Here is a 20,093-nt window from a genome sequence, read left to right on the forward strand (position 1 = left end):
GGCTTCGTGCGGTCCATGAAGCTGAACAATAGGGACCATGGCGGGGGAGCAGGTTGAGATCGACGATTCCGGTCGTGAGGCAGCGCAGGCTGCTGCACGCTCGCAGATGCGGGAGCAGCCGCCGGGTCTGCTGGTCATCCTTGCAGTGGAGGACGGCAAGCGGGCCTTCCACGAGGCGATTGACGAGCAGCTGGAAGCGGTCAAGGCGTGGTGGGGTGCTTCCGGGCGGGGCTTCGAGGTGGTGGAGACGCGTGAGCCGGCGTCCCGTCACGACGTGGAACTCTTTCTGGAGCAGGCGGGAGTCCGCGAGACGGAGCCCGACGTGCCTCTGGTGGTGTTCCTCACCGGTCACGGCATGGCCGGCTCGCGGCACTACCTGCTGCTGCGCGAGACAGACAGACAGCGGCCGCTGGCGACAGCGTTACCTTCGGCAGACGTGGTTCTGGCGGCTCTGGACTCCCACTCCACAGACGTTCTTGTGATCGTCAACATGTGCGAAGCGGCGAGCGTCGGCGAGGAGATCCACAAGGCCAGGAAGGATCTCGCGGCGACGAGGAGCCCGGGACGACTGAACGTCCTCGCCACGACCGGAGACCGCACCGCCGTCCTGGGGAAGGAGTTCGCGCTCGTCCTCAAGGAGGCGTACACGTGGCTGTGCCGCGCCGGCGGCATCACCACCCCATACCTGTCCATGGCGGACTTCCTCGATGCTCTGGAACATGCGGTTGCTGCCGTCAACAAAGAGTACGGACGGCAGATCACGTGCCCTGAGGCTCTGCTGTCACCAAGTCGCAGCGTGCCAACGACCGCCCTGCCGAACCCTGGTTACCCTCCCTCATCGGCTGCCGTACAGGGGACTGCCGAGCCGTTGTCGACACTCTCCCCCGAGCAGAGCCACTGGATGGAGAAAGCCAGCGGTCGCCCTCACGCGCAGGATCCCGGCTGGTACTTCTCCGGCCGGACCGCGGCCAACAGCGCTGTGACCGCCTTCCTGCACGGACCTCCCGGAGTGCTGATCGTCACGGGCATGGCGGCGACGGGGAAGACGGCGGTGCTCGGCCGTGTCGTGACACTGAGCGACCCGGCGTTCCGGACGTCGCCCCACTACGCCCAGGCCGCAGGTGCTGCTGCAGATGCCGTGCCCCCGGGGGTGGTCACCGTGGCAGTGAATGCCCGAAACCACAGCTCGTTGAGTCTCCTCAAGCAGCTATGCCACGGGGTCGGCGTGGTGCCACCCCAAGCAGCGGACGATGTCCGGCAGTGGCGCGACGCCCTCCGTACACACATCGCATCACTTTCCTCTGTCACCATCGTCGTCGACGCCCTCGACGAAGCCCTGAGCCCCGCGCGGTGCGTGAGCGATGTTCTGGCACCGCTGGCAGGGCTGGCGCAACCGGCGGACCTGAACCCAGCGGTACCGCCTCAGCGCAACTCAGCTGCCAGGCGAGCCCAGTGCCCCGGTCTGAGGCTGCTGCTGGGGGTCCGAAGCTCGCGGCCGGCGGGACCCTCTTCGGCGAAGGGACGTGAACAAGGGCTGCTTGCCGCCCTCCATGCCACCTTTACCGGTGCCTCAGAGGTGCGGACCGACGAAGACGGGGTAGAGAACGACATCGCTCTCTACGTCCAGGCACTGCTGGACGATGTGGACGGCTGGGATCCACAAACCGCGGCCGCTGCTTCCCTGCAGGTGGCGAGGAAGGTCCAGCCGTCATTCCTCGATGCACAGCGTGCCGCCGCACAGCTGCGCGCAGAAGGACCAGAACTGCTGGGCCGGCTGAGCTGGTGGAATCAGCTCGCCACCGGTACGGCCGGGCTGCTGCGCGCAGACCTCGATGCTGCCACGGCGACCGGGCAGTTCGCCCCAGGAGAGGCGCTCGCACTGCTCAGGGCGACGGCGTTCGCCCGCGGACGAGGCCTGGCATGGGGCGAGGTGTGGCCGGCAGTCGCCGCCGCGGTGCACGGGGCCACCCTCGAGAGCGCCGACCTGAAGATCGACGCGCTTCTGCATGGCAGATTGTCGGGATACCTCAGTCACGACGTCGAGGACGAGCGCATCGTCTACCGACCAGCTCACGACGTGCTGAGGAGTGTCCTGCGCTGCTGGCCGTCCGAGAACGACTTACCCGGAGGCCGCCCCGCGGAGAAAGAGCAGCACACTCCCGGAGAGAACCTCCACGAAGAGCAGGCCGTCCACGCCTCGATCACTGCGGCATTGTCAGCCGTCGTCCGCCCCTCACCAGGCCACCCGCCGCCACCCTATGTGCGGCGTCATCTCGCCGACCATGCCGCGCTGGGCGGAGTCCTCGACGACACCTACGTGCCCGCACAGGTCCTCGCCTGGGAATCGAGCGGCGGCATTCGAGGACTCCTCACCACCTCCAGATCGTCGGGCCCCCGCGCCTGGCTCAACGCATGGGCTGCTGTCGAGCCCTACCTGCAGCACGCAGAGCCGGACGGGCGGCTCACCAGCCTCCACCTCGCATACACCGCGATGCACCACCCAGGCGTGCCCCTGGGGCGCCTGCCAAGTACGCCTGGGCTTCCAGGATCGAGACTCACCGCTGTTTGGTCGCAGTGGCGGCCACCTGCCCCGATCCTTGCGATCGTCGACCATCCTGTTGCAGCCATGACAGTCCTCGAGGAACCCGGCGTCGGCCCACTCGTCGCACTGGGGGACGAGCAAGGCGGCGTCGAACTCGTCGACCTGGCCACGGGAAGGGCGACAGGTGAGCGGATCCACGCACATGAGGGAGGAAGCGTCACGGGTCTGACCAGCGTCCCCACGCCTGCCGGCCCCCTGCTCGTATCGGGAAGCACCGACGGCACGGCACGCACGTGGGACGCGCGCACCGGTCTGCTCACGGACCAGATCGGCAGCCCAGGAACCATTTGGGTGGACGACATCACGGCCCTTCCTACCCCTGGCGCGTACGGGGTCCTGGTGGTCAAGGGCGACGGGACGGTCACTCACTGGGCCAATGCAGCGGGCTCTTCTGCACTGCCCCCGGTCGAAGCTCATGACGGCCGGACCTGCGTCACGACGTGCGTCACTCAGGACGGGACCCGGCTCATGGTGACAGCGGCCGAAGTCCTCAGCGTGTGGGACATGGTCAACAGCCGGCTGGTGTACCGCTGGCAGCTGCCGGCCGCTGAAGTACGCGTCCTCATAGCAGCGCGCATGCCCGGAAAAGTCGTCACCGGGCACTCCGACGGCAGCGTCCTTTTGTGTGACGTGACGACGGGGGAGCAGACGTGCTTCGGCGAACCCGGCGCTGCTGTCCGCGCTCTTACGGCCCTCGTGGTCGACGGGCGACATGTCCTGGCGGCCTCACAAGGTGACGTGATCCTGCTGTGGGATGTCTCGCGTACGGCGCAGCCGCCCCGGCGGCTGACCGGACACTCCGGCGCGATCACCGCTCTGACGCGCCTGACCACAGCCGGCCGAGACACGCTGCTCTCATCCGCGCGCGACCGTACGGTCCGAACGTGGGACCAGACCGCTCTGCGCGACGCCCTGAAGCGCCCTGCCGATGCCTCGCATACCGAGACACACGCCGCCGCGGACATGAGCGATACCGACAAGCCGCTGCTCGCAGTCGCCGACGCGGAGCGGGTGGCTCTGTGGGACACCGCACGGGGCCGGTTGGTGCGGGAGTGGAGCAGCGATGGTGCGAAGGCCATGACGTGGGTTTCGACTCGCTCCGGCCGCATGCTGCTGTGGGCCGCATCCGACGGAAGTATTCGCCGCTGGGACCCGTCAGGAGCAGCAGAGCCGGTATTCAGACTCAAGGGGCACAGCCAACCCGTGGTCAGCCTGGCTTCGTGTCTCACCAGCGAGGGGCGACGCATCCTCGTCAGCGGCGGTCGTGACCACCGTGTCGTCCTGTGGGACCTGGCGAGCCCGCCGCAGCACCTCCGCGCATGGCGCCACCACGAACTGCCTGTGCAGGCCGTTGCGGCTGCGTCAGATCAGCACCATGACTGGATCGCTTCCGGAGGCTCGGACGGCGTCGTGCGCCTGTGGGATATGGACGCCAACAAGCCGGAAGCCGAACTGCGTTGCGACCAAGGTGTCGTAAGGACCATCGCCGTCAACGCTCGACCGGAGGGCGGGCTGCCGCCGTATCTCGTGAGCGCCGGCGACGACGGCACCATCCGGCTGTGGGATCTGCTCACAGGCCAGCCCCTGCAAGGACCAACGGCACGGCACTCCGCACCCGTCACAGCAGTCGCCGCATGGTCCACCGACGGCCTCGGATCGTTCGTCGCCAGTGCATCGAACGACGGGACTCTGCGCATCTGGGACGCTGACGGAGGCCGCTGCCTGCTGCAACTCGCCACAGCCGGCTCGGTCCACACTCTCTCAGCCCATCCGGTCTCCGATGGCCACGTCACTCTCGTCGTGGCCGGAAGCCCAGGCGTCATCGTCTCCAAGCTCGACCTGCGGAACCTCTGAGGCCGGTGTTCAGTCCTTATGCGCCCCCTCAAAGCCCTCGTGCGCCCCCAGATCCGTAATCGAGACGGTCGCAGTCGAATGAACGAGATACAAGAATGATCGTCTTGACCCACCTATGCCTTCGGGCAGTGCAGCTCTGGCCTCCTGGAGACGGAAGCTGCGGGCCAGTCCCAGGGCCTACGCCGAGCAAGTCCCGCAGGGGACTCGACAGCTTCCCGGCCCCCCGCCGGTCAGATCTCGTGTGACGGTCGGTGAGCACCCTCGCATCGATAGGAGCAGTTCGTGACGCCGACCGACTCTTCGAAGGTCCAACTCATACAGGCACCCGAACAAGGTGTGTGGCGGCTCGGCAAGAGAGTCCCGGTCACGTACGAGCAGATACGCCGCGAGGATGCCGACAGCTCGGCCGGCAATGCCTGGAGTCTCGTCGGCTACGGAACCCTGTACTGCGCCACCGAACAGGAGGGGTGCTTCGCAGAGGCACTGGCTCCTCTTCGCCCCCATCCCGACTGGCTGTCCACGGCGCAGGAGGACTGGGGCAGCGAGGGCAAGGACGCACCGGGCCGCCTGCCGCCCAAGTGGACATCCCGTCACATGCTGGTCCGCTTAGAACTGCCGAAGGACGCCCAGTTCCTGGATGTCGACGACGAGCAGACTCTCAAAGCGCTCTCCATGGAACGCCAGCTCCGAAGGGTGCTGGACGGCAACGCCGTCGAGCAACTGGCGCGCGAGCACATTCAGGGCTTCAACCGCAAGATCACTCGGGCCATCTCCGCCTGGGCGATCTCCCAGCGGGATGAGCAGGGTGGTCGCCTCATCCATGGCATCGCCTACCGGTCACGCTTCGGTATGCACCAGTGCTGGGCCGTGTACAACGACGTGGCAATGACCATCCTCTCGTCCAGCTTGGTCTTCCTTGACGACGAAGCACTGCTCCGGGTGGCGGACGACTACCACCTGCAGGTGGACTGAGCACTTACGACGACCTGACACCCCGTCGAGCCCACCGGAAAACCACTCGAAAAACCACTCGAAACGGTAGCTCCTGGGAGGGGCGAACCACCCTCGCCTCACTGGACGGCTCCGCCGAACCGAGTGTCGACGGCGACCGTCATTACAGGTGGGAGCCAGATACGCCAGCGAGCGCCTCGACTTGACGGTTAGTCAGACAAGTGAAAAGGCAGCCAAAGAAGTAGAGTTGTGCGCTGTTAATGGGTAGACTTTATGTAACGAGAGAAGAGGGGCCATGATCGTAATCGGGGAGACCAGCGCATTACCCGGAGCGCTGTACATCGTCGCAGCAGAGCCAGCCCTCCCATCGGCGGCACGGCTACGACTCTCAAGAGGCATCTGCGCCTCAGCGGCACACTGGCAACCCACGCGCACCGGATCAGGACCGACCGGCAAGCGCTGGGACTAACTGCTGTAACACCTCGCCCGTCGTGGTAACGCTTCCCCGCGGGTGCAGTACAAGAGAAGTGTTCTGCGCGCGTGGAACATGCGTCGCATCGTGATGCTGCCTCTGCAGCCCCGCGACCACTCCCGCGCCTCACCTCCAATCACCCGTCGTCTGGCACGCGACAGCACGTGCATGCGCGCAGCCGAGGCAACGAGGGAGACTCCTATGACCAGGACCATGGATCGGCCGAGCAAGGACCTCGCCGAGAAGACGGATGTCGCTGCCATCATCGCTATCACCCGCAGGCTGCAGCAGCACCTGGAAGAACGACGCGACGGTGCCCAGTTGCCCCGCAGCAATGACCTGGCCGAGATCGCGCACGTCACCACCACACGCATGCGCGTCCAGGACATCGCTCGCTTCCTGCAGGAGCATCTGGGACAGCGCATCACCGCACGTATTGCGAAGATCAGCGATCCCCGGCAGGTGGGAAAGTGGGCAGCCGGCGAGGCTCAGCCGCGTCAGGACGCAGAAGAACGCCTCCGCGCTGCCCTACAGACGTTTCAACTCATCCAGCACGCGGAGGACATCTACACGGCGCGCGCCTGGATGATCGGAATGAATCCGCAACTGAAGGACGAGACGCCAGCGCAGTGCATCGCGGACGGACACTTCAAGGACGTGATGGTCGCCGCTCGCGCCTACGTCGACGGCAGTTGAGACCTCGCAGTTCAACTCGCGGCGATGCAATTTCCATGTAGCGCGCCCCGTTCAAGCTGCCAGGTGATGCGTACGCACCCCAGCCTGCTGCGGTGCGTACGCATCACCTGGCAGCGGTGCCTTCGGGTCCAAGCGAGCGACAACTTCTCCGATCGCTGGAGACCTGCCTGCTGCCAGCCCTGGGCGATCCGGCGACCGACGACGGCCACGGCCTGTTGCGGGTGCCCTCCAGCCACCTGCCGACGGCCTCCCAGGACTCACCGGAGCAGCAGCGGCTGCCTTCCGCAGGAAGTCACGTCCGGCGTCACTGCCGCGACGACTACCTCGTCGTCGATGCCCAGGGCAACGTGCGGGCCTGGCAGAACAACCATGGCCAGTCCGGCGCCGCGTGGATCAACAAGGGCCACATCGCCACGGGAGTCGGCGCCTCGGGCGACCAGGTCGAGCTCGCCGACATCAACGGTGACGGCCGCGACGACTATCTGGTCGTCGACGACGGCGGAGCGGTGCGCGCCTGGCTGAACAACGGCATCGTCCGAAAGGCTCCCGCCGACGGAGGGTGACCGAGCCCCGGCGGCCCCGCACCAGCGGAGCCGCCGGGGCTTCACCGCATCAGACCGCGTCATCCCGGTCCTCCGCGGGTGGCGTCCGGTGAGATGCCCGGGTCTGGTCGAGGCCGCGTCTCGGTAGCGCTGAGCTTGCTCTTCAACCTTTGGCGGAGCCTCAGTGACACCGGTAGGTTCTCCGCGGTGACCTTGATGGAGACGCAGGGCCTCACGTCGATGACCGACGAGGCGCAGTTACGTTGGATGGCGCTGGGGGACACGGCTCGGCGGCCGGCCGTGGTCATGCTCCACGGCGGTCCGGGTCTGCCGGATGATCTGGGCGATGTCGCCCCATGGTCGCGGACATCGCGCCTGTGTACCGGTACGACCAGCGTGGCACGGGCCGGTCCCCGTGGCGGGGCGCCATTCCTTCGCCCGGCATGTCGATGATCTCGTCGAGTTGCTCGACGCATGGGACGTGCCCAGAGCTGTGCTGATCGGGCACTCGTACGGTACTGACCTGGCGCGCCGGTCCCTTCTGACGCACCGTAGCGGTCGATCAAGGCTTCGATCTCGTCCAGCTCCGCCACCGTGCGGGAGACGAACTTGAACACCGCGCGCCCGCTCGCCGCGAAGGCGTCCAGTGCGGAGGGCACGATCCTCTTGTCCGTGGCGACACCCGAGTTGCTGAGCTTTGGGGACACGTTGAAGCGGACGCCGTCGACCAGGAGCGCAGGGTCGGGGACCATGGTTCCGTTGGTCTCGAACTCGACCCGCTTGCCGCCGTCCAGCAGCCCGCGCACCAGCGGGATCAGCGCCGGCTGCTGAAGCAGCGGCTCGCCGCCGGTGACGACGACCAGCTCAACATCAGAGGCAAGCGCCCACGCAATCAGATGCTCTACGGGTCGGCGCGTGGACTCCTTGCGGGGATCGAACTGCTGCCAGTCCCAGGTGTACTTGGTGTCACACCAGCCGCATGTCAGGTTGCACCGCGACAAGCGGATGAACAGGGCCGGTACGCCGCAGCTGGGGCCTTCGCCTTGGAACGTCGGCTGCGTGTCCCCGAAGCACTCAGCCGTGATCAGCGAGACGTCGGCCGTCGGCGCGCTTGCGAGCAGGTGGCTCTCGCCGTCAGTCGTCCTCATCGCTGCGCCACCTCGAAGCGGGCCCAGCTGCTGCCGGTCTCGCGTACCTGGATGGCTGCCAGTCGCCCGGGGATGTCCGGTTCGATGTGCCGGATGAACCAGGCTGCCAGGTACGGGAGTGTCTAATCAACGGCGGATCTGATGATCAAGGAGATGCGTCTGATGACGGAGACCGCCGTGGAGAACGAGCAGGCCGAGCAGGTGGTTCAGGCACCGACGAGTGCGGTGTCGGACGAGCAGCTCGTTGCGATGCTGGTTGACCGTGCCCGCAACGAGGGGCTGCAACTGACCGGCGAGGGCGGGCTGTTGCAGCAGCTGACCAAGCGGGTGCTGGAGTCCGCCCTGGAGGGCGAGATCACTGACCACGTCGGCTACGAGAAGCACGATCCGGCCGGGAAGAACAACGGCAACAGCCCCAACGGGACCCGGGCGAAGACGGTGCTGACCGATGTCGGCCCGGTCGAGGTGAGGGTGCCGCGCGATACCGCCGGCAGCTTCGAGCCGCAGATCGTCAAGAAGCGGCAGCGTCGTCTGACCGGCGTCGACGAGATGGTGCTCTCCTTGTCCGCGAAGGGCCTCACTCACGGGGAGATCTCCGCTCATCTCGCCGAGGTCTACGGAGCGGAGGTGTCCAAACAGACCATCACCGACAAGGTCATGGACGGCATGGCCGAATGGCAGAATCGGCCCCTCGACCGCGTCTACCCCGTCCTGTTCGTGGACGCCATCAACGTGAAGATCAGGGACGGAAAGGTCGCGAACCGTCCGGTCTACGTGGTGATGGCGGTGACCGTGGACGGCACCCGCGACATTCTCGGCATCTGGGCCGGCGACGGCGGCGAGGGCGCCAAGTACTGGCTGCACGTGTTCACCGAGCTGAAGAACCGCGGCCTGGACGACGTGCTCATGCTCGTCTGCGACGGGCTCAAGGGCCTTCCCGAGGCCGTGGAAACCCTCTGGCCTCGCACGATTGTCCAGACGTGCGTGGTTCACCTGCTGCGCAATTCGTTCCGTTACGCCGCCCGTCAGGACTGGGACAAAGTCGCCAAGGCACTCAAGCCCGTCTACACCGCACCCAGCGAGGACGCGGCGACGGAGCGGTTCCTGGAGTTCCAGGAGTCCTGGGGAGGGAAGTATCCGGCGATCGTGAAGCTGTGGTCGGACGCCTGGGCCGAGTTCGTGCCCTTCCTCTCCTTCGACGTCGAGATACGCAAGGTCATCTGCAGCACGAACGCGATCGAGAGCGTCAACGCCCGCATCCGCAGGGCCGTCCGAGCCCGCGGGCACTTCCCCAACGAAGCCGCAGCTTTGAAGTGCATCTACATGGCGCTGATGAGCCTGGACCCGACCGGCAAGGGCCGCAAGCGGTGGACCATGCGTTGGAAGGCGCCCCTGAACGCCTTCCAGATCGCCTTCGAAGGCCGCCTTACCCCGAGCAACAACTGACCTTCAACAACCAAGATCAGCCGTTAAATTGACACACCCGTACTAGCCTGCCCCGGCGGCGGCGAGGTGGGCGTCCACGGCGACGACACCGTCGACGCCCTGGCAGAGGCCCACCACCACCGGGACGAGACGTGGTTCCGGGACGTGACCCCGCAGGGTGACGGCCCCGTCCCGGACGTCGACCGCGACGGTGCCCTCGTCCAGGCCGAGGATGCGTCCCAGGACGTCCTGCTCGACCTCGCCGCGGATCTCGGCGTCGGAGCGGATGAAGGCGTCGAGCAGGTCGCTGCGGCTGACGATGCCGGTGAGGAACCCGTCGTCGCCGACCACCGGCAGCTGCTTGACGTGCCGCCTGCGGAGTTCCCGCGCGGCCCGGGTGATCGTCCAGTCGGCCCGGGCCGTGATGACGGGGCTGCTCATGAGCGCGCCCGTGGTCCGGGCCCGGGCCTTGCCCCAGGAGCCCTCGTCGTTCCCGTCCCGCCCCTGCGGATCGGGCATGCCGGTCTCGTGCCGCAGCAGGTCGGACGCGGACACGACGCCGACGGGGGCGCCGTCGTCGTCGACGACCGGGGCCGAGGCGATGTCATTTGCGTCCAGCAGGCCGACGACCTCCTGGACCGGCGTGTCGGGGCGGAGGGTGACGACCTCATCGGTCATCACGTCACCGACCGTGCGGCGGTGCAGCATGGCGTCGGCCTCCTCCGTTCTGCGACGGGGCGGCCGCAGTCGGACCGCCTGGGCGGACGACGCGCGGCGCGTCGGCCTCCGCGGCCCTGCCGACTTGTCAACGCGTCTTCCCTACCCATGACAGCACCCCGCCGCTCCGGCGACCAGTGACGTCTGACCTGGCGAGGAGGGCCAGCGGCCCCTGCGGCCAGAAGTGCCGCCGAGTGCGCGGTAGGTGCTGGCACCTCGACGCCACGTCCGCGTCCTGCAGTCACGCGTTGTAGTTGGCCGAGCGGGCCCCGTTGGGCGCTTGGTCACAGGTGTGACTGATTCCCAATCGTCCTTGTCAAGCCGGCTGGGGTGGCTCGGGGGTCCAGTGCCGTTGATCCCGGATGAGAGCCCATAGGACGTCGAGCCGACGGCGAGCGAGTGCAAGAATCGCCTGCTTGTGACTCTTGCCCTCGTTCCTCTTGCGGTCGTAGAACGTCTGCGATGTAGGGCAGAAGCGCGCGGCGATCTGGGCCGAGAGGTAGAAGACGCGCAGGAGCCGGCGGTGATAGCGATGTGGTCGGCGCATGTTTCCGCTGATCCGGCCTGAGTCCCGTGGGACCGGCGCGAGACCGGCGACTCCGGCAAGCCGTCCCGTGCTGCCGAAGGCGTCCATGTCCCCTCCGGTGCAGGCAATGAACTCCGCCCCCAGCAACGGACCCATTCCGGGCATGCTGACGATCACTTCCGCGTCGCGATGCTCACGGAAGCGGGCCGCGATCTGCAGGTCGATGCCGTTGATCTCCTCGTCCAGCGCCAGCACGGCCTTGGCCAGAGTGCAGACCACAGCTGCGGCCGTGGCCTCCCCGGCGACAGCGGTGTGCTGGGCCTGCGCCGCGGCCGCTGCAGCGTCCGCCAGGGCCTGGGCGCCGCGAACCTTGCGGTTCTTCAACCAACTCGTCAGCCGGCTCGCACCGATCCGGCGCAGGGCTGCTGGCGTCTGGTAGCCGGTCAGCAGAGTGAGGGCGCCTTTGGACGCGGCGTAGTCGAACGCCGGCTCCAGAGCGGGGAAGTACTCCAGCAGCTGAGCCCGCAGGCGGTTGATGGCCCGCGTGCGGTCGGCCGCCAGGTCATAGCGGCGAGCAGTGAGGATCTTCAGGTCCACCGCGATCTCGTCCCAGTCCTGCAGGGGCTGCAGGTCCCGGCGCATCCGTGCCTGGTCGGCTATGACGTAAGCGTCCTTGGCATCGGTCTTGCCGTCCCCTCGGTAGCTGTGGGAGGCATGGTGAACGGTGCGGCCAGGAATGTAGAGAAGCCGTTGACCGTGACTGGTGAGCAAAGCGATCAGCAGGGCGGCTCCACCCGCGTTCAGATCGACTGCCCAGGTCACCGGGTCGTCCTCGGCCAGTGCAAGGACGTCGCCTATCAGCTCCAGCAGCTCAGCCTCGTTGTTCGGTACTCGGCGCGAAAGCACCTTCGTTCCGTCCGTGTCGATCACCGTGCAGTGGTGCGCGGCCTTGCCGGCATCCGTCCCCGCCCAGAGCTCGGGCACCCGAGCCTCCCTCGCCGATCGGTTGACTGGTCCCTGCAGACGACCACGCCGACGTGTCCTTACGAAGCGATCTCTGTTCGCTCATCCCAATGAGTGGCCGTGTCGTCGCGGGGCACTGGGCGGCCTATCAGTCAAAGCCACACGTACGGCATGAGCGCTTTCAGCCACACCCAGGCCCCTGGGTCTCCCGATCGTACGAAGGACCGGAAGCAACCCGCCAACAAGGTAAGGAGTGCTTCAGCTGCCGGGTGATTGCCTGAGTTGGCGGATCTCAGCGCTTCAGGACCGTGACAGCACCGAAGTCTGTCGGCCACGGGCCACCGGTTTCCTGGGAGGACACAAGGCCCTCAGCGAGGCAGGCTGTACCCATGCGGTCGCTCTTCCGCCCGCCTCCTCGACCAGGGGGCAGACACAGCCAGGGCCTCTTCATGCTCGCGCAGAGTCTGCCCTTCGCGCTCGCACTGGCAGTGCTGGGCATCGAGCTCTCGCCCATACACGATCTGGTCACCGGCCCCCTCCTCATCGCCACGCCGGCGCTGGCCGCGCTGACGATGGGGCCGACAGGCACCCTATGCGCGGCAGCCGTCGCTCTGGCCGTCAGCGTGACGACCGCCACCTACAACCAGGCGTGGGGTACTCCGCAGGTCTACGGCAACTTCCTGGGTCTGCTCGTGGTCTCCGTGGCCAGTGTCATCCTGAGCAACGCGGTGCGTACGCGCCGACAGAGCGAGCTCGACCAGGTGCGCCGGATCGCCGTGGCAGCACAGGAGGTCATCCTGCGCCCTGTCCCCACCCGGATGGGTCCGGTGCGGGCCGCGAGCCTGTGCCTCGTGGCTGGAACCGGGGCGCAGGTCGGCGGTGATCTGTACGAGGCGGTGCATACCCCCTACGGCGTCCGCATGATCGTGGGCGACGTTCGCGGCAAGGGGCTGAATGCCATTCGCGCGGTCGCGGTGGCGCTGGGCGCGTTCCGAGAGGCCGCGCACTACGAGGACGAGCTGGTGGAGGTCATGAACCATTGCTCGGCCGCGCTGCGCCGGGAGGCTGCCGTGCCGGGCGCGTTCAATCAGGAAGCTCTGATGGAGGGATTCGTCACCGCGCTCATCGCCCAGGTGCCCGACAAACCCGTCGTGCAACTGATCAACCGTGGCCATCCGCCCCCGCTGGTGCTGCGCCAGGGCAGAGCCCAGGCGCTGACGCCCACCTCACCACGGCCACCGCTTGGCTTGGAAGACCTCATCACCGGCCCTCCCGAAAAGCCCGAGACCTATCCGTTCCTACCGGGCGACCGTCTGCTGCTCTACACCGACGGCGTGATCGAGGCCCGCAGCCCCGGCAACGACTTCTTCCGCCTGCCCGAGGCCATGGAAGCGGCGCACGGCCTCGCCCGACCGGAGTTCCTGGGCGAACTGCACAAGCAATTGCTCCGCCACACCGAGGGCCGCCTCACAGACGACGTGGCCATGATCCTCGTCGACCGGCTCGACGAAGAAGCCGGCACGCAGGTCGACGCAGCCGGCCGCCTCCTCAGGTGACAGCCAGGTCCTTCGTGATGTCCACGCTCTGTGGCCTGGGCACACACCCGCGCGTTCCTCGCCGACGCCCCCGACTGGTTCGCTCTCTGGACCGTTGCTTCGAGCATCACGGTTCGCCGCTCGAGCCCTGCTGGAACGGTGCCGCAGCTCAGTCTCCGGGGCCGTCCACGTAGGTCACTGGCGCGTACCAGTCGTCCAGGATCCTCTCGTCGACGTGTCTCACCGCCTGGCTCCCGAAGAGCGCGACCGCCATGGCCACCGTGCGTGGGTCGTAGGCCGTGAGTGCGGGCCGGATCGCCGGGTTCAGGTCCGCGAACCGTTCGCGCGCCTGCTGGAGCACCATTTCGCCCTGGGCGGTGAGGATGGGCACCGTTCGCTTGCGGTGATCGGGCGACTCGAGGACGAGGCGCTGTGGTCGGTGTGCCCGCTGTCTTACTTACCCCTGCGATGGTGTTTGATCTCGGGGTTGGGTCGCGCCAGGACACGGCACCACCGCCCAGACTCGAGCGCGGCCCGAGACGGAGGGCTGCAGGACGGTCGGCATCTTGGCCGACTCCTTCGCCGTACGGTCGTTCCCCGGGCTTGGTGCCCTGGGGTGTTCCTGGAGGGCGGCGGGCGTAGGGAATGCGTTCAGGGCCTGTCGCTGGTGAGCATGGCGGCCGCCACGGCGCACGCCTCGTTCGCCGCAGCGGGCGTGCGTTCCCGCAGTGCGGTGAAGCGCTCGAAGCATCCCTCGCCCGTGCCGCCCATGCCCACCAGCACGCCACCGCTCACAGTGCCTTCCTGGCCGCAGCCCGCTCAGCCCTCGCTTGACCCACCCGCGGGGTGCCCTTGTTCGGCGTGAACGCCGGAGCCTGTTTGAGCAGTCACGCCGACCGTATCGAACCAGTCGTCGTGCAGGATCCACTCCCCGGGGCCCTCGCACGGACCGAAGGAATACCGGCCGTAGCGGGCGGCCAGTGCCTCGTCCAACGCGGCCGCCACCTGATCCGGCTTCATGCCAAACCGGAGCGGACCGATACTTTCCAACGGCGTTCAGTTCCAGTGCGGCCGGTCTTGCTCGGCCTTCACCGGCCACGCCCCCAGATTCCGTTCCCGCTCGCGGACATCCCGCCACCGCATGACCGGCGCCGCCCCGTACGGATCCTCGGCCAGCCCGGGGCCGACAAGCAGAACCTCGGTGATCACCGTGTCCTGCCGCTGCGCGAACCCCTCCTCGGACAACGCCCATCGGCCTTCAAGACCACGGTGTGGTCTTGAAGGCCGACGTCAGACCCGGGGCCAGCAGGCTCATGTTGTCCTCGGGGCGCGCTCTGGTCGTGCGCCGCTGTTCCTCCGGTCTCGTGGCGGCGGCCGTCCTGCAGGTTCCCGGGTGGTGGACGCCGGTCACCGCCCGGCCGGGGTCTGCATGGCGTGCACCTTGGGGTGGGGCTTGTGCGGTTTGCCTGGCTTGTGTCGTGGGTCGATGGTCACTGTCACCGACGCACCGGTGGTGCTGCCCTGGGCGTTGGTGGCGGTGGGGGTGAAGGTGTGGTCCCCTCTGGGAATCGGCGTGGTGGAGGTGCATTTCCACCTTCCGTCGGTATCGACGGTGGCGGTGCAGATCACGTTGGCGTCCTCGTCGGTGACGGTGACGGTGACGGTGTCACCGGGTCCGCCGGTTCCGATGAACGTCACTGTGCAGCCCCGCCCTGCGGCCTCCATGGCGTCGGGGTGCTTGTCGGGACGTCCAGGGCAGTCCCTGATCGTGGATCCGTCTGCCGGACTGGTGATCACCGGGGCCGTCGGAGCCAGCCCTTCGATGGTCACCGTCACCGACGTACCGGTGGTGCTGCCCTGGGCGTTGGTGGCGGTCGGGGTGAAGGTGTGCTCCCCTTCGGGGATCGGCGTGGTCGCCGTGCAGGACCAGTTCCCCGATTCGTCCACCGTGGCGGTGCAGATCACGTTGTCGTTCTCGTCGGTGACCGTGACGGTGTCACCGGGTCCGCTGGTTCCGGTGAAGGTCGGGGTGGTGTCGTTGATCGTGGATCCGTCCGCCGGACTGGTGATCACCGGGGCCGTCGGAGCGGGGGTGTTGAGCAGCACCGACACCGTGTCCGCGAAGAAGTTGGCCGTGGCCAGGTCCGGCAGGCCGCCGTTGAAGTCGCCCACCGCCACTGATGCCGAGCCGGCGCCGGTGGGGTAGTCGGTCCCGGCAGCGAATGTGCCATCGCCATTGCCCGGCAGCACCGACACCGTGCCCGCCCCGAAGTTGGCGGTGGCCAGGTCCAGGTTGCCGTCACCGTCGAGGTCACCCACCGCCACCGAGTTCGGGGCGTCGCCGGTGGGGTAGTCGGTCCTGGCGGCGAAGGTTCCGTCGCCGTTGTTCAGCAGCACCGACACCGTGTCCGCGAATTGGTTGGCGGTGGCCAGGTCCAGGTCACCGTCACCATCGAAATCACCCACCGCCGCCGAGACCGTGGTGGTGCCGGTGGAATAGTCGGTCCTGGCGGCGAAGGTTCCGTCGCCATTGTTCAGCAGCACCGACACCGTGCTCGCGTTCTGGTTGGCGGTGGCCAGGTCCAGGTCGCCGTCACCGTCGAGGTCACCCACCGCCACCGAGTTCGGGCCGTCGCCGGTGGGGTAGTCGGTGCTGGCAGCGAAGGTCCCGTCGCCATTGTTCAGCAGCACCGACACCGTGTCCGCACCGCCGTTGGCAGTAACCAGGTCCTGGTCGCCGTCACCGTCGAGATCCCCCACCGCCACCGCGTTGGGGAAGTCGCCGGTGGGGTAGTCGGTCCTGGCGGCGAAGGTTCCGTCGCCGGTGTTCAGCAGCACCGACACTGTGTCCGCGTTCTAGTTGGCGGTGGCCAGGTCCTGGTCACCGTCACCGTCGAGGTCACCCACCGCCACCGAGACCGGGACGTCGCCGGTGGGGTAGTCGGTCCTGGCGGCGAAGGTTCCGTCGCCATTGTTCAGCAGCACCGACACTGTGTCCGCGTTCTGGTTGGCGGTGGCCAGGTCCTGGTCACCGTCACCGTCGAGATCACCCACCGCCACCCAGAGCGGGCCGTCGCCGGTGGGATAGTCGACCTTGGGAGCAAATGTCGGGGCCGCGGCCCACGCGGTACCGGGGAGCAGTCCGAGAGCCAACCCGGCCACCATCGCCACAACCAGCGCCAATGCGCGCCGCACCGGGCCAGTCACCGCATAGTCCTGGTCACACGCTCTGACATCATCGTCTCTCCGTCTTCTCACACGGCACCGGGCGGCCGCCGGGGTTGCTGTCACCCAGGCCAGTTGGGGCGACGCCCTGCCCGCCCACATGACACGGGTGCGTCATCACGGGACACTCCACCCCGTGTGATCCTGAGCGAAAGATCCATCCCCCTGCCGGTAGACACGGTGACCAGCCGAAACCTCACCCGGCCGGCTCACCCCGAACGGGCCCCCACACCTCTCCACCACGCAGCCTCACCGACCACCAGGAACATGCGTGGCGGCCATGGCAAGAGTGATGTGCCGGTACCGGCCCTGGGAGCGGCGGACCTGGAGCCGGATGTAGGTCCGGGGGCCGAGCCGGGCCGGGCGCTCTCGTCCCGGCCTTCCTCCGTCCACGGTCGGATGTGCTCCCCCACGGTGAACTCCAGAATGGCAGAACCGGACCACCAACAGGAGGATCACCGATGTCCTACCCGCAGCCCCGCTACCTCGGCGAGAACGGGAAGATCAACGCGGTGTTCAGGCCGGCGGACACCGAGCCGGAACTGGTCTCGCCGGGCGGCAACCGCACCCACTATCTGGCTACCCACGCCTCCACCGGCGGTGAGTTCGGCCTCTACCGGGTCGACATGGGGCCGAGGTCTCCGGGGCCCAGCACGCACTTCCACCGGTCGATCTCCGAGTCGTTCTTCGTCCTGTCCGGCAAGGTCCGTCTGTACGACGGGGACCGGTGGGTCACCGGCGGTCCCGGCGACTTCCTCTACGTGCCCGTCGGCGGGGTGCACGCCTTCAAGAACGAGTCGGACGATCCCGCCTCCATGCTGATGATCTTCTCGCCCGGGGCGCCGAGGGAGGAGTACTTCGAGCAAGTCGCTGAGATGGCGGCACGCGGTGGGCAGGAGTTCGCCGATTTCCTGGTCAGGCACGACAGCTTCTTCGTCGACGAGGAGGGCGGCCCCGCCCGGTCGTGAGACCCGATCGGGAAAACGACAGGTCTTTCCGCTCACGATCGCTACCCGCTCGGTCCGCTCGCCGTGAGGCGCCGTCGTCCCCGCCCTCCAGCCGGCGTACGGCCGTGATCGGCAGGAGTCGCGGCCGCCGTGGGCTGGACCGCCACTGGCACGGCCTCCATCCACCTGGGCAGGCCTTAGTAAGAAGCCAGGCGTGGGGTAGCGTCCGCGCTGGACAGCAGTAGGGACGCTGCTGCACTTCAACTGCTCCGCGCAGGCGAGCGGTTGTGCCGATCTCGCGTGGGGCAACGCAAATCGTGATGCCGGCGGCGTCACGAGGACGGAGGTCGTCAGGTGGATTCCCTGTCGTACACGGAACTGCACCGGGTGTTCGCAGCGGACATCGACATGGAGACGGACGCCGCACTGGACAAGCTCGCCTCCTCGGGCAGCGAGGTGAAGTCCGCTGTCGCCGGTCTCTTGCGGCACCAGAAGCTGAGGCATCCCTTGTCAGTCCTCCCGCTGCTTGTGCACGGCGCGGAGACAGGCGATCCCCGCCCCGCTGTCCCGCTGGCCGCGGTGCACGTGCTGTGGTGGACCTCCGCCTGCTATCTCGACGACCTGGCCGACACCGGCATGGTCGGCGCGAAGCGGACCGTCACCGACGCCGCCCAAGGCGCGACCCCCCACCCGCATGAGGCGCTGCTTGCGTCCGTCGTCGCCGGCCACGTCCTGCCCCTCGAGATACTTCGATCGCTCCCAACTCCCGAGACGGTACGCGGGACGCTGACCGCGGAGGCCCTGCGCTGCGCCGCCGCCGCGGCAGAGGGACAGCTCGCCGACCTGCGGGGCGACGCCGCGAACGCCACCCGGAAGACGGTCCTCGACATCTACCGAGGCAAATCGAGCGCACCCTTCGCGATGATCACGGCCATGGCGGCGGCCCTGTCCGGAGCCGCTCCCGAGCGGACCACCCTGTGGCGCGAGTTCGGGTCCGTGTTCGGCATCCTCTGGCAGTTGTTCAACGACCAGGAGGACATACTCACCGGCCGCAACGAAGACCTGTCCAACGGCACGGTCACCTATCTGCTGGCCTGCGCCTTGGAGGCCGGGCCGCCCGAGGTCACCGAACGCGTCCTCGATCTGCACGCTGCCGCCAGCGGGTCCGTCCAGGCGCGAGACGAGCTCGGCGCTCTGCTCCTGGCGCCCGCCAACGTCCGCCGCCTCGAGGAGGACCTGACCTCATTTCGCACGGACGCGCACAAGATCCTCGCCCGACTGAGCGGCCCCAGCGAGTACACGGCAGCGCTGGCACGGCTCGTGGACGAAGCGTCGACCTTGCACTTGTGCCGACATGAGGTGTGAAGACCGCGGTCCGCGGATTATGAGCCTGCTACCTGGCGCTGCAGGCGATTCCAGACTTCCAGCCCCCTACCTCCACCAAGGCATGACAGGTGAGCCAGCGCTCCAAGTGCAGACTTACCAGTGCGGAAGATGCCCACACAGGGGACGGGGCCGATATTGACCAGGCACGTCGCAGCCGACAGCGGCCCAGAACGGCCGAGAGCTGACGAAGTGTTGTCCAAGTATGTGCCACTGCAGGCCGGGCCGGTCCGCGCGTATCGCGGCGAGGCCGGCGGCGGCCAGGCCGCACCGCTGGAGCGGCTCAACCGTAGCCGGTTCCTCTGGGCAGCCCACCCGGCAGCGGCGGCACATGACGTAGTAGACGGCGAAGACTTCGCGGTCGTCCAGGAAGGTCGAAGGCCAGGGCGTGGACGTGCTCGGGCAGGTCCGGTGGGACGCCGGCGGCGATGGCGGGCCACTGATTCAGGATGCTGCCGCCGGCTGCCGGTACGGCCCAGGCTCGTTCGGCCATGACCGCCCGGTGAAAGGCCGGGCGGCCGTCGAAAGCGGGTTGCTGGGCGGCTCTGCGGTCGCGTGTGGGCGGGCGGGGCCGTTCCGCGGTGCGGTGCCGCGGGAGGAGACCGCGAGGTCGCCCAGGCCGTCGAGGCCGATGTCGGCGTCGATCTCGAAGACGTCCGGCGGTCGGGCGGGGTCAGGACGTCCGCGGGCGGCCCCGCGGCGACCAGGTTGTCCTGTGCCAGGGGCGCTGGGCCAGGGCGCGGGCGATGTGGGTGCGCCGGCGTTCGCCGCCGGACAGTGACTTCCAGTGCCGGTCGGCGAGTTCGGCGAGCCCGGTCCGGGTGAGGGCGGTGGCGACGACGGCCCGGTCAGTGGCGTCGAGGCCGCGCCAACGGTCCCGGGAGGGGGTGCGGCCGAGGCCGACGACGTCGGCGACCCGCAGCTGGCTGCCGGTGGCCTGCTCGACCAGGGCGACGTGCCGGGCGATCCGGCGCGGGCCCCGGCTGTGGTCCCGGTAGGGGGCGGGAGCCGTCCCGGCGAGCATGGATCGGCTCGCGTTCGGCGGCAGCGGCGGACGCGCCGGGACGATGCGGCAAAGGCGTTCGTGAATTCGCCTGGTTCGCCGGG

General features: G+C 68.0%; 17 protein-coding genes. 8 read left to right on the top strand and 9 right to left on the bottom strand.

The features are described from left to right. Positions 1-37: 37 nt before the first annotated feature. From ACIQ7Q_RS30950 to ACIQ7Q_RS30965, 4 genes are all read left to right on the top strand, one after another. Positions 38-4,456: a hypothetical protein gene (locus tag ACIQ7Q_RS30950; protein ID WP_403869374.1), complete on the top strand. Its 4,419-nt coding sequence runs from the start codon at positions 38-40 to the stop codon at positions 4,454-4,456. A gap of 282 nt (positions 4,457-4,738) precedes the next feature. Then, positions 4,739-5,428 (top strand): RES domain-containing protein, encoded by a 690-nt coding sequence (locus tag ACIQ7Q_RS30955; RefSeq protein ID WP_403869377.1) that lies wholly within the window; start codon positions 4,739-4,741, stop codon positions 5,426-5,428. Between the two features lie 652 nt (positions 5,429-6,080). Then, the gene (locus ACIQ7Q_RS30960; RefSeq protein ID WP_403869380.1) at positions 6,081-6,575 is read left to right on the top strand and encodes an XRE family transcriptional regulator; all 495 of its coding nucleotides are present in this window, start codon (positions 6,081-6,083) and stop codon (positions 6,573-6,575) included. A 92-nt stretch (positions 6,576-6,667) separates the two neighbouring features. Further along, positions 6,668-7,138: an FG-GAP repeat domain-containing protein gene (locus tag ACIQ7Q_RS30965; RefSeq protein WP_403869383.1), complete on the top strand. Its 471-nt coding sequence runs from the start codon at positions 6,668-6,670 to the stop codon at positions 7,136-7,138. 59 nt (positions 7,139-7,197) lie between these two features. Here ACIQ7Q_RS30965 and ACIQ7Q_RS30970 read toward each other — a convergent pair whose 3' ends face one another. Next, positions 7,198-8,265, bottom strand: coding sequence for a 7-carboxy-7-deazaguanine synthase QueE (locus tag ACIQ7Q_RS30970; RefSeq protein ID WP_403869386.1), 1,068 nt, complete (start codon positions 8,263-8,265; stop codon positions 7,198-7,200). 249 nt (positions 8,266-8,514) lie between these two features. On the opposite strand from ACIQ7Q_RS30970, the gene ACIQ7Q_RS30975 reads away from it, so the two are divergent. Then, the gene (locus tag ACIQ7Q_RS30975; protein WP_403869483.1) at positions 8,515-9,711 is read left to right on the top strand and encodes an IS256 family transposase; all 1,197 of its coding nucleotides are present in this window, start codon (positions 8,515-8,517) and stop codon (positions 9,709-9,711) included. A 42-nt stretch (positions 9,712-9,753) separates the two neighbouring features. On the opposite strand, the gene ACIQ7Q_RS30980 is transcribed toward ACIQ7Q_RS30975, so the two are convergent. Further along, on the bottom strand, positions 9,754-10,398 hold the full coding sequence (locus ACIQ7Q_RS30980; protein ID WP_403869389.1) for a CBS domain-containing protein: 645 nt from the start codon (positions 10,396-10,398) through the stop codon (positions 9,754-9,756). Between the two features lie 325 nt (positions 10,399-10,723). After that, complete coding sequence (locus tag ACIQ7Q_RS30985) at positions 10,724-11,917, bottom strand: IS110 family transposase (protein ID WP_403869392.1); 1,194 nt, start codon at positions 11,915-11,917, stop codon at positions 10,724-10,726. A gap of 428 nt (positions 11,918-12,345) precedes the next feature. On the opposite strand from ACIQ7Q_RS30985, the gene ACIQ7Q_RS30990 reads away from it, so the two are divergent. After that, complete coding sequence (locus ACIQ7Q_RS30990) at positions 12,346-13,452, top strand: PP2C family protein-serine/threonine phosphatase (protein WP_403869395.1); 1,107 nt, start codon at positions 12,346-12,348, stop codon at positions 13,450-13,452. Positions 13,453-13,600: 148 nt separating this feature from the next. Here ACIQ7Q_RS30990 and ACIQ7Q_RS30995 read toward each other — a convergent pair whose 3' ends face one another. The 5 genes from ACIQ7Q_RS30995 to ACIQ7Q_RS31015 all read right to left on the bottom strand — a co-directional run bounded on the left by ACIQ7Q_RS30995 (position 13,601) and on the right by ACIQ7Q_RS31015 (position 16,638). Further along, positions 13,601-13,822, bottom strand: a complete 222-nt coding sequence (locus ACIQ7Q_RS30995) for a hypothetical protein (protein ID WP_403869398.1) — start codon at positions 13,820-13,822, stop codon at positions 13,601-13,603. A 260-nt stretch (positions 13,823-14,082) separates the two neighbouring features. Next, positions 14,083-14,226 (bottom strand): hypothetical protein, encoded by a 144-nt coding sequence (locus ACIQ7Q_RS31000; protein WP_403869401.1) that lies wholly within the window; start codon positions 14,224-14,226, stop codon positions 14,083-14,085. Positions 14,227-14,487: 261 nt separating this feature from the next. Beyond that, entirely contained in the window at positions 14,488-14,676 is a 189-nt protein-coding gene (locus tag ACIQ7Q_RS31005; protein WP_403869404.1) for a hypothetical protein, read from the bottom strand. Positions 14,677-14,838: 162 nt separating this feature from the next. Next, a complete protein-coding gene (locus ACIQ7Q_RS31010) occupies positions 14,839-16,269 on the bottom strand; it encodes an FG-GAP-like repeat-containing protein (protein WP_403869407.1) in 1,431 nt (476 codons plus the stop codon). An 18-nt stretch (positions 16,270-16,287) separates the two neighbouring features. Further along, positions 16,288-16,638 (bottom strand): FG-GAP-like repeat-containing protein, encoded by a 351-nt coding sequence (locus ACIQ7Q_RS31015; RefSeq protein WP_403869410.1) that lies wholly within the window; start codon positions 16,636-16,638, stop codon positions 16,288-16,290. A 479-nt stretch (positions 16,639-17,117) separates the two neighbouring features. Between ACIQ7Q_RS31015 and ACIQ7Q_RS31020 the strand changes: the two genes are divergently transcribed. After that, positions 17,118-17,624, top strand: a complete 507-nt coding sequence (locus ACIQ7Q_RS31020; protein WP_403869413.1) for a cupin domain-containing protein — start codon at positions 17,118-17,120, stop codon at positions 17,622-17,624. Between the two features lie 333 nt (positions 17,625-17,957). Further along, entirely contained in the window at positions 17,958-18,968 is a 1,011-nt protein-coding gene (locus ACIQ7Q_RS31025) for a polyprenyl synthetase family protein (protein ID WP_403869416.1), read from the top strand. 691 nt (positions 18,969-19,659) lie between these two features. On the opposite strand, the gene ACIQ7Q_RS31030 is transcribed toward ACIQ7Q_RS31025, so the two are convergent. Further along, entirely contained in the window at positions 19,660-20,010 is a 351-nt protein-coding gene (locus ACIQ7Q_RS31030; protein WP_403869418.1) for an ATP-binding cassette domain-containing protein, read from the bottom strand. Between the last annotated feature and the right edge of the window lie 83 nt (positions 20,011-20,093).

The organism is Streptomyces sp. NPDC096176, assembly GCF_044763255.1.
Lineage (GTDB): Bacteria > Actinomycetota > Actinomycetes > Streptomycetales > Streptomycetaceae > Streptomyces.

Excerpts from the sequence above, each read along its gene's own strand:
- ACIQ7Q_RS30980 (WP_403869389.1), bottom strand. The coding sequence starts at position 10,398 with ATGCTGCACCGCCGCACGGTCGGTGACGTGATGACCGATGAGGTCGTC.
- ACIQ7Q_RS30970 (WP_403869386.1), bottom strand. The coding sequence starts at position 8,265 with ATGAGGACGACTGACGGCGAGAGCCACCTGCTCGCAAGCGCGCCGACG.
- ACIQ7Q_RS30960 (WP_403869380.1), top strand. The coding sequence starts at position 6,081 with ATGACCAGGACCATGGATCGGCCGAGCAAGGACCTCGCCGAGAAGACG.
- ACIQ7Q_RS30950 (WP_403869374.1), top strand. The coding sequence starts at position 38 with ATGGCGGGGGAGCAGGTTGAGATCGACGATTCCGGTCGTGAGGCAGCG.
- ACIQ7Q_RS31030 (WP_403869418.1), bottom strand. The coding sequence starts at position 20,010 with ATGCTCGCCGGGACGGCTCCCGCCCCCTACCGGGACCACAGCCGGGGC.
- ACIQ7Q_RS30990 (WP_403869395.1), top strand. The coding sequence starts at position 12,346 with ATGCTCGCGCAGAGTCTGCCCTTCGCGCTCGCACTGGCAGTGCTGGGC.
- ACIQ7Q_RS30975 (WP_403869483.1), top strand. The coding sequence starts at position 8,515 with ATGCTGGTTGACCGTGCCCGCAACGAGGGGCTGCAACTGACCGGCGAG.
- ACIQ7Q_RS31020 (WP_403869413.1), top strand. The coding sequence starts at position 17,118 with ATGTCCTACCCGCAGCCCCGCTACCTCGGCGAGAACGGGAAGATCAAC.